Origin of the sequence: Pseudomonas sp. Pf153 (genome assembly GCF_001269775.1) — a bacterium.
In the GTDB taxonomy this organism is placed as follows: domain Bacteria; phylum Pseudomonadota; class Gammaproteobacteria; order Pseudomonadales; family Pseudomonadaceae; genus Aquipseudomonas; species Aquipseudomonas uvaldensis.
This window is the reverse complement of the sequence record NZ_LHVL01000025.1, coordinates 732,736-746,200: the sequence shown is the minus strand read 5'-3', so window position 1 is coordinate 746,200 and position 13,465 is coordinate 732,736. Positions and strand designations below refer to the sequence as shown.

10 protein-coding genes are annotated in these 13,465 nt (G+C 59.5%); 3 read left to right on the top strand and 7 right to left on the bottom strand.

Annotation, left to right across the window (positions count from 1 at the left end):
- The first annotated feature begins 59 nt into the window (after positions 1-59).
- On the top strand, positions 60-4,751 hold the full coding sequence (locus AD666_RS18530; RefSeq protein WP_053155048.1) for a deaminase domain-containing protein: 4,692 nt from the start codon (positions 60-62) through the stop codon (positions 4,749-4,751).
- Positions 4,752-4,761: 10 nt separating this feature from the next.
- Here the strand turns inward: AD666_RS18530 and AD666_RS18525 are convergent, their stop codons facing one another.
- From AD666_RS18525 to AD666_RS18505, 5 genes are all read right to left on the bottom strand, one after another.
- Entirely contained in the window at positions 4,762-6,579 is a 1,818-nt protein-coding gene (locus tag AD666_RS18525; protein ID WP_053155046.1) for an ABC transporter ATP-binding protein, read from the bottom strand.
- Positions 6,572-7,207 carry a DsbA family protein gene (locus tag AD666_RS18520; RefSeq protein ID WP_053155044.1) on the bottom strand — a complete coding sequence of 212 codons (636 nt, stop codon included), beginning with the start codon at positions 7,205-7,207 and terminating at the stop codon, positions 6,572-6,574. Before AD666_RS18520 ends, AD666_RS18525 begins: the two co-directional genes overlap by 8 nt.
- 3 nt (positions 7,208-7,210) lie before the next feature.
- Positions 7,211-8,152, bottom strand: coding sequence for a rhodanese-related sulfurtransferase (locus AD666_RS18515; protein WP_053155041.1), 942 nt, complete (start codon positions 8,150-8,152; stop codon positions 7,211-7,213).
- Between the two features lie 130 nt (positions 8,153-8,282).
- Positions 8,283-8,582: a BolA family transcriptional regulator gene (locus AD666_RS18510; protein ID WP_053155039.1), complete on the bottom strand. Its 300-nt coding sequence runs from the start codon at positions 8,580-8,582 to the stop codon at positions 8,283-8,285.
- Positions 8,583-8,594: 12 nt separating this feature from the next.
- Positions 8,595-9,116, bottom strand: a complete 522-nt coding sequence (locus AD666_RS18505; protein ID WP_053155038.1) for a DUF2059 domain-containing protein — start codon at positions 9,114-9,116, stop codon at positions 8,595-8,597.
- Between the two features lie 191 nt (positions 9,117-9,307).
- Here AD666_RS18505 and AD666_RS18500 point away from each other — a divergent pair, with 191 nt between their 5' ends.
- Positions 9,308-10,702 carry a class II fumarate hydratase gene (locus AD666_RS18500; RefSeq protein ID WP_053155036.1) on the top strand — a complete coding sequence of 465 codons (1,395 nt, stop codon included), beginning with the start codon at positions 9,308-9,310 and terminating at the stop codon, positions 10,700-10,702.
- Positions 10,703-10,761: 59 nt separating this feature from the next.
- On the opposite strand, the gene AD666_RS18495 is transcribed toward AD666_RS18500, so the two are convergent.
- Positions 10,762-11,724, bottom strand: coding sequence for a DMT family transporter (locus AD666_RS18495; protein WP_053155034.1), 963 nt, complete (start codon positions 11,722-11,724; stop codon positions 10,762-10,764).
- Positions 11,725-11,914: 190 nt separating this feature from the next.
- Between AD666_RS18495 and AD666_RS18490 the strand changes: the two genes are divergently transcribed.
- Positions 11,915-12,112, top strand: coding sequence for a DUF6316 family protein (locus tag AD666_RS18490; protein ID WP_053155031.1), 198 nt, complete (start codon positions 11,915-11,917; stop codon positions 12,110-12,112).
- Between the two features lie 117 nt (positions 12,113-12,229).
- On the opposite strand, the gene AD666_RS18485 is transcribed toward AD666_RS18490, so the two are convergent.
- Positions 12,230-13,414 (bottom strand): thiolase family protein, encoded by a 1,185-nt coding sequence (locus AD666_RS18485; protein ID WP_053155029.1) that lies wholly within the window; start codon positions 13,412-13,414, stop codon positions 12,230-12,232.
- Between the last annotated feature and the right edge of the window lie 51 nt (positions 13,415-13,465).

The following is a 13,465-nucleotide window of genomic DNA, read 5'->3' as shown; positions in this document are numbered from 1 at the left end:
TCTATTTCGCACTTTTGAAGCGGTAGAGAACCTTTCGTTAGTTATCAGGGAACCCCACTATGCCGTCCTCGCCCGCTTCTGACCTTTCAGCACTGAACCCATGGCCGTCTCATGCCCAAGCGCACCAGGGTCTGCTGGATGAATATGACGCACTGCTGGCAGTGATTCGAAGCAATGAAACACCCTCCGACAGGTTTATCGACAGGCTGCTGATCCCCAGACCGTGCTCGCCCATGGCCCTGGAAAATGAAGTCGGTCAACGTGCATTGCGAGCGCTGATCGAAGACAAGGCTTATCAAGCGCTGTGCGACAGGCTGGATGCCTCGCCCGACAAGCTGACGGTCACGCTGAAAGAAGGCAAAGCCTTTTACTCGACACACCAGAAGAGCGGTCCCGATGTCGTCCAGCTTGAACTCGACAAGCAGCCTGGCTGCCAGGGCTTATTGGTGAACATTGAAAAATCCGCTCTAAGGCTGGGTGGCAAGATCCGCTTCGACAGTCAGTTTTCCCTGATCAGAATGACCCGCTTCTATGGTTTTATCCCTTGGGACCCGCAAGACACCGGACAACGTGAAGCCACGATCGATGCTCTGGAAGAAAAGCGTGCTCGCCATTCACTCGGACTGTGGCATGGCATAAATCTCGACGAAGCCAGCCAGGAACCGACACCCGAACAGGCGCTGACCAACAGTCGGATCATCGACACGGTGCGCCGATTCCTGCCCACACCACAAACCTCCCTGCTGGCCTGTCTCGATGCTGTCGACATCGACAAGCTGACGACGGCGAAACTCCGTGCGAAACCGTCGATGTACCTCGAAACAATCCTGCAATCGGCAAAAGCCCAAGCCTTGGCGAACCTACTGTTGCAAGCCCTGGGCTGGTTCGGTGGCGGAGCCGGCGAAGAAACCGCTCCTGGAATTCGCGTCCAGCTGGTGATCAAAGCCCTTCGCCTGTGGATCGCCTCGGCAGGTGGCGAAAATCCGGAGGGCGTTGCCGGCTATGTTTGGCAAAAGTCGTCCTATTGGGGAAAGAGCTACCAGGAAATCCAGACAGGGTTCGAGGAGCATCTGCTCGCGTCCAAACGCGCCTCGTCCGAGAACGAATCCATTTTGATTGCGGGGCTTTTCCAACCCTTGTTCCCGGCGGAGTTCCAAGTTCGCGATATACCGCCACAATTGGCTTACCGAAGCTCCACTGTCTGGGTGAATTTTGTCCATGGCGTCCATCTCGCCAATGCCATTGACCCTTTGTTATTGCACCGCCTGAACTTCCAGCCATTGGTCGATCTGCCAATACGGCAGGCCGACGAAGCAACATCCGAAGACTTGAAGTTGATTACGCTGACCCGATTGAAACCGATGCTGGAATGGGCCGTGACGAATGGAATGGTTTCTTACAAAGCTGACGCCAACTATTCGACGCAAGATCTACAGGACACCACGCAAAAGCTCGATACCACCATCGATAGTTTGAATCAGGCGATCCGCTGGCTCGACAGTCCACCGCCCGAAAGGCTGAACATTGCCAAACTCAAGGTGGCGAGACTCTTTGGCGAAGGACGCTTCGTGACCGATGGAAGGAAACTGGTCAAGGAAGCCGAAGCTGTTCACGCCGCCCCAAACTTTCGAAGTGTGCCCCCGATTGGCGGAACTGCCCCAAACACTTATTCATTTATTGACGTCTACGCCTCCGGCCAACTCACCGGGCGAAAATGGTTTGTCACCGGGCCCGATGGAAAATATGCAACCAATGCCTGGTTGAAAATCGCCAGTGATCGAACCGTTCAGACGAATCTGTGGTGGCCGAACCTGTCTGCAATACCCCGGGAAGACAGAGTTCTGCCGGATATCGAGAAGACCTTTGCGACTCACTTCAAGATTTACATCCACCAAATCAAAAGCGCCTACAGGACACTGATCGCCCACCAACTCGCGTCTCTTCCGTTGTCTGACCGTCACACCTTGGAATATGGATCGATCAAGGTCTACTCCTTGAGACAAGCAACCACCGGGGTCGAAGCGGCGAATGAGACGCACGAGACGACGCTCCCTCTGCGCGCACGCAACGGATTCATCCTGGCGGCGACCCGAGACGAAAAAACTGCCTACTATGAACTGCTGCCCCGGGCCGGAGTCATCCGGCGCCGAACGGATATGACTTCGCAGCACCTGGGTGGCGAACAAAAAACCGAGAAATGGAGAGTCAGCCGCGGTTCAGCCGTGAGCGCGACAGTGATACGTCACAAGCGTCTCCCTTTCGATTGGGATGCCCATGTAAAAGGAACGGCTCCAGGCGCTGATGCCCACTGCGACGCGATCCTGGATCAGCTCGGTGACACACTTGAACCGACAGAAAGAAATGACAACACCGCCCTGCCAAATACATTGGAGTCGAAGACCACTCACCGAATCACCCGGCACATTGCCCAACATCTGCTTTTCGTCGATGAAAAAGCGCTGTACGACAGTTGCTATGGAAAAACCGAATTCGACCATGAAGAAGCCAGGCGCAAGAAGATCATCGAATGGGCAAAGATGCTGGTGCCTTTCTGGAGCAGCATCGAAGACCTGACCTCAGGTGATCGTGGCCGGCTGGCAAGCGGTGCCTTTGGCCTGTTCATTGATTTTGCATCGTTCGTCCTGCCCATCGGGAAATTCGCCTCGGGCTCATTGAAGCTGGTCAGGACGGTGGGGAAATGGAGTATCCGCGAAACCCTTCCCGCCTTTGCGAAACTCTCGGGCACCTTGCTTAACGCCACCCTGAACCCCCTCGATGGCATTCCATCCTTGTTGCAGGCCGGTAGCCAAAGCGCCTACCGGCTCGGCAGAAAAGGTTATATCAGCCTCAAGTCCTTGAGCGGCAGAGCAGGACAATATGATTTCGTGAAAGGCATGGGCCAGGTCACCGATCCTGGACGATGGCGCCCCCTGCTGCCAAATGATCACCTCGGCGCCGTGCGTGGTGTCGATGATGTGCCTGTGCGCAACGTCGGCACCCTGGAGATTGCCGACTACCGCCTGGTAGACCCGCTCTCCTCCAAACCTTACGGTTCGTCGCTGACCGCGGCTTCAGCCGACTTGTCCCTGGGACGCTCCCACTACAGCACGCTGGTCCGGACCGACGCCCATGTCATCGTCCAGGTGCCGGATAAAACCCGCGTGCGAGAATTGCTTGAAGTCGACGGCAACCGGACCTTTTATCTGGATGATGTGCCCTATCGGTTGCACGATGGACGCCTGCGTCGGGCCAGCCAACTGGACGCCAGCGAACGACTCGGGCAACGCCCATGCCGTGTGCGTCGTGCACCCGACGAGTTTTGCAAGACCAGGTATGTGTTGCCGGGCAAGCCCGCCGAACGGCCACCTGCCGGTGAGTTCGACCCCGAACCGAGTTGGGCCCCCTGGTTCGGCGATACGACGCTTTATCCCTCCGTGCCGAAAACCGTCAATGACCGCGCCCTGTTGGCCTTCGAAGGGAAGATCTATGAACTCAAGGGCGGCAAGCTCAACACTTATAAAGGCCGACCGGAATGGATTGGCCTCACCAGCAAAGTTCCCGTCCCTCGGGAAACCGTTTCGGCGACACTGCAGTTCCAGACCGGTCTGTATGGGGGAATCAAAGTTACGGGTACAGCACAGAACATCGACGATATACATGAGACGGGCGCGTTGATCATCCGCTCTCTCGACGAGAAATCCACGTATGTCTTCACTCGCCTGAACTTCGATGATTACTACATGACGACACTGTCCTCCACCGACAGTGTCGAGTCTGCGCTGACCCTGAAGAAATTGAGCACTGACGACCTGGCGCCAGGCACGGTGGGTGAGGAACTGCAACGGGTGTACATCGGTTCGCTGAATGCGAACAATGCCGCCAGGGTCTACGGCAGAGACCAGATCGAACTGGCGCTGGACAAAATCGATGAAATTTCGATTCCCATTGGAGCGCCTGTCCACCCTCCTTCGAACATGAAGTGGGTGAAAGTTAATACCTACTCCGCTGAAGCCGTGTTGTTCGACCGCAGGACGAGAATGATCGTCTGCGAGCTACCCAATGGCGCGGCCGTCTGGAAGCCTTCCACGCAGGCGCCCGAAGCCCTGCAAAAATCTACAGGGGACGTGTTCAACGCGCTTTTTACAAATCCATCCACCCCCGATACGGCGCCATCGTCAAGCCGGGTCATCACCATCAACGACGCCATGCAGGAACTGCAAAAAATCCTGCCGACGCAAAACCAGAAGAACATCGCCTTCGCCAGCGTGACCACCGCGTCGGGCAAAAATGAAGTCTATGTCAGCGTCTCCGGAATCGAGGACTACACCCGGCATCTGCCACTGTTCAAATCCAGCGGTGGGCTGACCGAGATTCCACGGGGCGACACCACATACTTCAATGTCGACGGCCTCAGGCCGCCCATCGATCCAGCCGCGCTTAGCCTGAGCCCTGAAGGGAAACTGCTGGCCATCCCTCACCTCATGGACGGCTCAGGCAGTTCGGACAGGCTGAGCCGCGTCACTTCGGGTGACAGCGAAAGCAAACTGATCGCCTATCTCAGTGAAAAGTACCCGGATCCGGAAGACATCAAGTCGATCACAATGGCGACGACCCTGCCGCCCTGCGAATCCTGCTCGATTGTCATGAAGGAATTCGGCCATGAACGCGGCGCCGATGCACTGAACGTCATCTGGGGACAGCGGCGCAAGCGACCGGCCACGGAGATGAATACGTCAACCGATTCGGAATGATCCCGCGTCATCAATGCTGTTGCAGATGACCGTAGAGCTTGGCGTAGAGGCCACCATCAGCCATCAATTGCTGGTGACCGCCGTCTTCGGCAATTTGTCCGCCATCGAACACCAGCACCCGGTCAGCCTGTTTCACGGCCGACAAACGGTGCGCAATGATCAGGGTTGTCCGGTTACTCAGGAACCGGGCCAGCGCCTGGTGCAGGTTGTATTCGGTGGCGGCGTCCAGGGCGGACGTCGCCTCGTCGAGGATCACCACCTTCGGCTCGGCCAGTACCATGCGGGCGATGGCCAGGCGCTGGCGTTGCCCACCGGACAAACGCACGCCGGAACGCCCGACGATGCTGTCCAGTCCGTTGGGCAGCTCGCGGATCGTGCTGTGCAACTGCGCGATTTCCAATGCCCGCCAGCAGGCCTCGTCGCTGCGTTCGCGGCCCATGGTCAGGTTGGCCCGCACCGTATCGTTGAACAGTGCCGGGTGTTGCAGAACCACTGCGACATTTTCCCGGATGGTTTCCAGGCCGATCTCCTGTTGCATGGCATCGCCGAAGCGGATGCTGCCCGACTGCGGTGTGTAAAGTCCCAGCAGTAGCTGCACCAGGGTGCTTTTGCCACCGCCGCTGGCCCCGACGATGGCGACTTTTTCCCCGGGCGAAATAGACAGGTTCAACTGGTTGAGCACCAGTTCCTCACCATAACCGAAGCTCAGCCCCTGAATATCGATCCCCACGGTGTCACGCCCCTCGAAGGGGTCGATGTCGCCGCTGTACTGGGGCTCGTCGTTGCGCGCCAGCAACTCGTTGATGCGGCTCAGGGCACCGCCCGCCGCGTAATAGGCGTACTGCAGATTCAACAATTGCTCCACCGGGCCGATCATGAACCACAGGTAGCTGAACACTGCCAGCATCTGGCCAATGGACAGGTCGGAGAACAGTACGGTGAGCATCGCCGCGGCACGAAAGATATCGATACCGAACTGGAAAAGCAGGCCACTGGCGCGGCCCGATGCGTCGCTTTTCCATTGGGAATTGACGGCGTAGTCACGCACTTCCCGTGCACGCAGACCCAGTCGCCCGAGGAAGAAACCCTGGCGGTTACCGGCCCGTACCTCCTGGATGGCATCCAGGGTTTCGGTCAAGGCTTGAGTGAAACGCGAGGTGCTGTCGTTCTCCAGCTTCTTGAGGTGCTTGACCCGTTTACCCAGTTGCACCGTGGCGTAGATCACCAGGGGGTTGAACAGCAGGATCAACAGCGCCAGTTTCCAATGCATCCACATCAGAATGCCCGCGGTGCCCACCAAAGTCAGCATCGCCACCAGGAACCGGCTGAGGGTTTCGCCGACGAACTTGTCGAGGGTGTCCAAGTCGGTGACCAGGTGAGCCGCCACGGTGCCGCTGCCCAGGCTTTCGTATTCACCCAGGGAGATGCGCTTGAGGCGGTCGATCAAGCGGATGCGGATGCGATAGACAATGTCCTTGGCCAATCTTGCGAACAAGCGCGCCTGCAAGACGTTGAACAGCAACGCGCCGCAGCGCAGAACCAGGGTCGCCAGTAGCATCAGCCCGATGTAGCCGGCCGCGCTCTGCCAACCTGTCGGCAAGGCGTGGTTCATCACCTCCAGTGCCGCATCGCCACGGCCCAGTAGCACTTCGTCCACCAGCAATGGCAACAGCAAGGGAATCGGTACGCTGCACAAGGTCGCCAGCACGGCCACGCCGTTGGCGATCCACAGGGCTTTTTTGTGCTTGAGGGCCAGGCGACGGATTTCTGCCCAGGTCAATCGATCGGTGCGTTGCGGGACCGAAGCCCCCTCCGGCAGGTCACGCACAGGCCGCGCGCTCCAGCCAACGACCCAGCAATGGAGACAACTGGCTCAGAGGCTGGTAGCCGTTGGTGAGCAAGGCCAATTGGCCGTCACGCTCGGCGAGCAGCGTGGGGAACCCGGCAATACCGAGGTCCTGCACCCAAGTGAAATCCGCAGCGGTGGCCGCATGTTGGTCGGCACGGTCAAACGCTTCGGCGAACTCGATGCGCGGTAGCCCGGCCTGCTCGGCCAGTTCCACCAGGACGCTGGCATGGGTCACGTCGCGCCCTTGTACATAGAACGCCTGCTGGATCAGCTTCACCAGCTTCCAGGCCAGGTCCGGCGCCAGGCTGCGAGCCGTCACTACCGCCCGGCAGGCAGGTTCGGTGTCATAGACGAAACCGTCCGGCAATGCCCCTTCGAACTTGAATGGCTGGCCGGTGGCCTGTGTCACGGCCTGCCAATGCTCGAGGATGTAGCGCCGGGTCGTCGGCTCCAGCGCCGAACCACTGCCGGTACGCAGCCCCCCCATGACCAAATGCAGTTCGACGCCAGCGGCGTGCGCCTGCTCGGCCAATGCATCGGCTACCGGCGCGAAGCCCCAGCACCAGGAACACATCGGGTCCATCACATAGAGCAGGCGCGACGCCATGGTTCAAGCCTCGGAAGCTGATTGCTTGTAGTTGTAACCGATCGGGTGCGGCATGTTACGAGCTTTCGCCAGCTCGATCTGCTTTTGCCGGTCGATGGCACTGCGCCGGGTCTTCTCGCTCAGCGTGTCCCAGCAATGCGGGCAACTGATACCCGGTACGTAATGCTCCGAAGCGCGATCTTCGACGCTGACCGGCGTACGGCAGGCATGACATTGATCATAGTCGCCCTCGCTGAGGTCGTGGCGAACCGTCACACGGTTATCGAACACGAAGCAGTCACCGCGCCACTTGGTTTCTTCCTGAGGCACTTCTTCGAGGTATTTCAGGATCCCACCTTTGAGGTGATAAACCTCATCGAACCCTTGGCCAAGCATGTAGCTGGAAGCCTTTTCACAACGAATGCCGCCGGTGCAGAACATCGCCACTTTCTTGTGCCTGGCCGGATCGAAGTTGGCTTTGATGTAGTCGGGGAATTCGCGAAAACTGGTGGTCTTCGGGTCGATGGCGCCTTCGAAAGTGCCGATGGACACTTCGTAGTCATTGCGGGTGTCGATCAGCAGCACTTCCGGATCGCTGATCAGTGCGTTCCAGTCCTTGGGCTCGACATAGGTGCCGACCTGCTTGTTCGGGTCCACGCCTTCGACGCCAAGGGTGACGATTTCTTTCTTGAGTTTGACCTTGGTGCGGTAGAACGGCTGTTCGTCGCAGTACGACTCTTTATGGTCGATATCGACCATGCGCGGATCGCTTCGCAACCAGGCCAGCAGTCCGTCGATGCCTTCGCGAGTACCGGAAACCGTGCCGTTGATGCCTTCCAGGGCAATCAGCAAGGTGCCTTTGATGTCGTTATCGAGCATGGCCTTGAGCAGTGGCTCACGCAACTCGACGTAATCTTCCAGGGTGACGAACTTATACAGTGCCGCCACGACAATGGGTGGTGTCATGGGTATTTCTCCAGGTGGCTACCCTCGTAAAGGGTGAACCGGATACGAAAAAAAACGCGCCGGGTAAGCGGCGCGCTGCGGATTCTAACAAATACACGGTGGCTTTAGGAGCACACCTGTGGCGACTGCATCAGTGCTTGCTGCCACCGGCACAGGTCGGCGAAGCCGGGGCCGCGTCGATCTGTGCCCACTCTTCGGGGGTGTAGGTGTGCAGTGCCAACGCATGGAATTCGCCCATCAGCTCGCCGAGGGTGCCATAGACCTTCTGGTGGCGCTTGACCCGATTGAGGCCTTCGAATTGTCGGCTGACCACCACCGCCTTGAAATGGGTCTGCTGCCCGCGGCTATGCATGTGGCTTTCATCCAGCACTTGCAGATGCTCGGGCTGCAGCAGCCCGAGCGTCGATTCGATGCGTTGTTGCATGCTCATATCGGGCTCCGCTTACGGCTTTTTCTTGACCGGGGCGGCGGCTTTCGGTTCGAGCTCGGCGGTCATGTCCGCCAGCAGCTTGTTGACCACCGGCACGGCGCTTTCCAGCTTGGCCTGGGTCAGTTGGGCCGACTGCTGGGTCAGCTGCGGCATTTTTTCCAGGACTTTCTTGCCCAGGGGCGACTGGTAGAAGGCTACCAGGTCCTTGAGCTCCGACTCGCTGAAGTTGGTGGTGTAGAGCTTGACCATATCCGGTTTGAGCTTGTTCCAGCCGATGGCCTGGTCCAGCGCGGCGTTGGCCTTGGCCTGGTAGGTTTCCAGGGTGGCTTTCTTCGACTCGGGCGCCTTGGTCTGCTCGAAGCGTTGGGCAAACATCTGCTGCACCTGCATGTACACCGGGGTGCCCAGTTTGTCAGCATGCGCCAGGGTCAGGAACGCTTCGGCACTGGCGTTGTGGCTGGCGGTATCGGCGAGAACAGGGCCGCTGGCACACACCAGAGCAACTGCGGTACAGATGGCACGAAGACGGGTCATCGAGTTTCCTTTTCTAGCTGGCGAGGTTAAACCCCAGGGGCGACCATTCTGCGCCTAAAAAACGCCGCGCCTCAACCCCGTCCCTTGCCGGGTCCGATTGACGGACCGAACCGGGCGCTCCTACATTGACGGAACCGGTGCCGCCCGCCAGGGCCTAAACAGCGCATTCAGACCTACAGGAGTTTGACCCGATGAGCCGTATTGAAACCGACAGCCTTGGCCAGGTTGAAGTCCCGGATGAAGCCTACTGGGGAGCCCAGACCCAGCGCTCCATGATCAACTTTGCCATCGGCAACGAACGCATGCCGCTGTCGGTGTTGCACGCCCTGGCACTGATCAAGAAAGCCGCCGCACGGGTCAACGACCGCAATGGCGACCTGCCCGCCGACATCGCCCGCCTGATCGAACAGGCCGCCGACGAGGTACTGGCCGGCCAGCACGACGATCAGTTCCCGCTGGTGGTCTGGCAGACTGGCAGCGGCACCCAGAGCAACATGAACGTCAACGAAGTGATCGCCGGTCGCGCCAACGAGCTGGCGGGTAATCCCCGTGGCGGCAAGAGCCCGGTGCACCCTAACGATCACGTCAACCGTTCCCAGAGCTCCAACGACTGCTTCCCGACCGCCATGCACATCGCCGCCGCTCAGGCCGTCCATCAGCAACTGCTGCCGGCCATCGCCGAGTTGTCGGGCGGGCTGGCGGAACTGGCGGCGCGGCACATGAAACTGGTCAAGACCGGTCGTACCCACATGATGGACGCCACGCCCATCACGTTTGGCCAGGAACTGTCGGCTTTCATCGCCCAACTGGACTATGCCGAACGGGCGATCCGTGCCGCGTTGCCAGCGGTGTACGAACTGGCCCAGGGCGGCACCGCAGTGGGCACCGGGCTGAATTCGCCCCATGGTTTCGGCGAAGCGATTGCCGCTGAGCTGGCGGCGCTATCCGGCCTGCCGTTCGTCACCGCGCCGAACAAGTTCGCGGCCCTGGCGGGCCATGAGCCGCTGACCACCCTGTCCGGCGCCCTGAAGACCCTTGCCGTGACCCTGATGAAAATCGCCAACGACTTGCGCCTGCTGGGTTCCGGGCCTCGTGCGGGGTTCGCCGAGGTGAAGCTGCCAGCCAACGAGCCGGGCAGCTCCATCATGCCCGGCAAGGTCAACCCGACCCAGTGCGAAGCATTGTCGATGCTGGCCTGCCAAGTCCTGGGCAACGACGTGACCATCGGCTTCGCCGCCAGCCAGGGTCATTTGCAACTGAACGTGTTTAAACCAGTGATCATCCACAACCTGCTTCAATCGATCCGCCTGCTGGCCGACGGTTGCAGCAACTTCCAGGCGCATTGCATCGCCGGGCTGGAGCCCGACGGCGAGCAGATGGCGGCGCACCTGGAACGCGGCCTGATGCTGGTCACCGCCCTGAATCCGCACATTGGCTACGACAAATCCGCTGAAATCGCCAAGAAGGCCTATGGCGAAGGGCTGACCTTGCGCGAATCGGCCTTGCAGTTGGGGTATTTGACCGACGAAGAGTTCGATGCCTGGGTACGGCCGGAGAACATGCTGGAGGCGGGAAGCCAGGGCTGAGTCGTGTGTGACTGACAGACCTCATCGCGAGCAGGCTCGCTCTCACAGGGGAATGAACCCTATCGCTCTGTAACCATCCGCTCACGCCGGGCCCTGAGCCCGGCCATCAGCGAAGGCCCCAACGCCACCAGCGCCGAACCGAGCACCACCAGCACTGCCCCCCCATAGCCCAGCAGATTGATCTGCTCGGCATGGACGTAATCGGGCCACCACCAGGCGGCCAGCGCCACCGCAGCGAAAGTCACCAGCGGCGTGATCGCCAGGGTCGCACTCACCCGCGAGGCTTCCCAATGAGCCAGGGCCTCGGCAAACGCACCATAGGCAATCAGGGTGTTGAGGCAGCAGGCCAACAGCAGCCAGCCTTGCAAAGGACTCAGTTGCAAGGCCTCCAGCGGATGCACCCACGGCGTGAGCAACAAGGCGCAGAACAGGTAGATCACCATCATCACCTGCAAGGAATTCCAGACCGTCAACAATTGCTTCTGGCCCAAGGCGTAGAAGGTCCAGACCGTCGATGCCAGCAGCACCATAAGAACCCCGGCGGTGTAGTCGCTCAAGGAAGTCAACAATTCCGCGAGGCGCTGGTTGAAGAACAGCGTGAAACCGATCAACAACACCAGCAGGCCGATTCCCTGCCCCAGGCTGAAACGCTCCTTGAACACAAACAGGCTGGCCACCAGCAACATGATCGGCCCCATCTGTACCACCAGTTGCGCGGTGCCGGGGCTCAAGCGATTGAGGCCCATCAGGTACAGGACGTAGTTACCCACCAGTCCCAACACTGCCATTGCCACCAACCAGCCGCCACGCGGGCCAAGCACTTTGCGGCTGGGCAAGCGTCGCGTCGCCGCCAGGTAGATGAACAGCAGTCCGCCGGACACCAGCAAGCGAAACCAGGTCACGGTGATCGGATCCATCACTTGCAGCACTTGCTTGAGCTTGATTGGCAGGATGCCCCATAACAGCGCGGTCAATAAGGCGAGCAGCAGGCCGTAGACCCAACGACCGGACGAAATGTGCATGCAATCCCCGAGGCTCAAGAAAAGAACGGCTATTCTAGTTGGAGAATGCTTTGGCGACACAGAGACAGTTGGGTACTAACAGTTCGGGCAAAAGGGTATGGCACATTGCCGCCTATCGGCTGGCCAAGCGCCAGTGAACGGCAACTCATAGAATGCGCCCTTCGTTCGACGCTTTTTTTGGAGCCTTCCAATGCTTGGCAAACGCGCCCAAGACATCGCCCCGGCGATGGTCTTCCCCAGTGACCGGATTTGCCGGATAAACGGTGAATTCTATTTCAGTACCCGGGAAGGCACCCAGGAAGGCCCGTTCGTCAGCCGCGAGGTTGCCTTGCTCGAAGTCGAGGCCTATATCAAGCGAATGCTGCAGGTGGATAAGGTCGCCAGCTGACGACCTTATCGGGACTGTCTGACCGGAGCAGCAGACCAAAGCATCCCGCTGTTAAATGAGGGCTGCTGCGCAGCCCAACGGGGATAAATCCCCTCACCACAACAGCTCGCGGCTTGATTACCTCACCGCCTCGAACAACCCCGTCGCCCCCATACCGCCGCCCACGCACATGGTCACCACGCCATAACGCAAACTGCGCCGTTGCAGTTCACGCACCAGATGCCCCACTTGGCGCGAGCCGGTCATGCCGAACGGATGGCCAATGGCGATCGAGCCGCCGTTGACGTTGTATTTCTCGTTGTCGATCTCCAGGCGATTGCGGCTGTACAGGCACTGGGACGCGAACGCTTCGTTGAGCTCCCACAGATCGATGTCAGCGATCTGCAGTCCCTTGGCCTTGAGCAGTTTCGGTACCGAGAACACCGGACCGATGCCCATTTCGTCCGGCTCGCAACCGGCCACGGTAAAGCCACGAAAAAACGCCTTGGGCCTGAGCCCCAGGGCCAGGGCTTTTTCCAGGCTCATCACCAGGGTCATCGAAGCACCGTCGGAGAGTTGCGACGAGTTGCCCGCCGTAACCGATCCGTCCTCGGCGAACACCGGCTTCAAGCCGGCCAGGCTCTCATAGGTCGTGTCCGGGCGGTTGCAATCGTCGCGATCGACCACCCCATCGAGGATCTGCACCGCACCGGTGTGCTTGTCTTCGACCTTGTACTTGACCGCCATCGGCACGATCTCATCCTGAAACAAGCCCGCCGCCTGGGCGCGGGCGGTGCGTTGCTGGCTCTGCAAGGCGTAGCGGTCCTGCTCCTCGCGGCTGACCTGATAACGGCGTGCGACGATCTCGGCAGTCTGGCCCATGGGAAAATAGATCCCCGGTACCTGTTCCTTGAGCAACGGATTGATCAGGTTGTCGGTGTTGACGCTTTTCATCGTCAGGCTGATGGACTCCACGCCCCCGGCCACGATGATCTCGCTGCAACCGGAGGCGATCTGGTTGGCAGCGATGGCGATGGCTTGCAGGCCGGAAGAACAGAAACGGTTGAGTGTCATGCCGGCGGTGTCGGTGCCCAGGTGGGACAGCACCGCCACGTTACGACCAATGTTATAACCCTGGGCTCCCTCGTTGGAGCCGGCGCCGACAATGCAGTCTTCGACGCTGGCGGGGTCGATATCACTGCGCGTCAGCAGCGCGTTGACGCAATGGGCCGCCATGTCATCCGGCCGAGTCATGTTGAACTTGCCACGAAAGGACTTGGCCAGGCCAGTCCGGACGCTGTCGACGATCACCACTTCACGCATGGCGCTACCTCATTGTCGTTATTGGATTAAGTGACAACGAGCATAGATCCG

What these genes read in the sequence shown, in the direction of transcription:
- AD666_RS18490 (WP_053155031.1), top strand. Translation starts at nt 11,915, where the DNA reads ATGCTTGGCAAACGCGCCCAAGACATCGCCCCGGCGATGGTCTTCCCC.
- AD666_RS18515 (WP_053155041.1), bottom strand. Translation starts at nt 8,152, where the DNA reads ATGACACCACCCATTGTCGTGGCGGCACTGTATAAGTTCGTCACCCTG.
- AD666_RS18520 (WP_053155044.1), bottom strand. Translation starts at nt 7,207, where the DNA reads ATGGCGTCGCGCCTGCTCTATGTGATGGACCCGATGTGTTCCTGGTGC.
- AD666_RS18495 (WP_053155034.1), bottom strand. Translation starts at nt 11,724, where the DNA reads ATGCACATTTCGTCCGGTCGTTGGGTCTACGGCCTGCTGCTCGCCTTA.
- AD666_RS18510 (WP_053155039.1), bottom strand. Translation starts at nt 8,582, where the DNA reads ATGAGCATGCAACAACGCATCGAATCGACGCTCGGGCTGCTGCAGCCC.
- AD666_RS18485 (WP_053155029.1), bottom strand. Translation starts at nt 13,414, where the DNA reads ATGCGTGAAGTGGTGATCGTCGACAGCGTCCGGACTGGCCTGGCCAAG.
- AD666_RS18500 (WP_053155036.1), top strand. Translation starts at nt 9,308, where the DNA reads ATGAGCCGTATTGAAACCGACAGCCTTGGCCAGGTTGAAGTCCCGGAT.
- AD666_RS18530 (WP_053155048.1), top strand. Translation starts at nt 60, where the DNA reads ATGCCGTCCTCGCCCGCTTCTGACCTTTCAGCACTGAACCCATGGCCG.
- AD666_RS18505 (WP_053155038.1), bottom strand. Translation starts at nt 9,116, where the DNA reads ATGACCCGTCTTCGTGCCATCTGTACCGCAGTTGCTCTGGTGTGTGCC.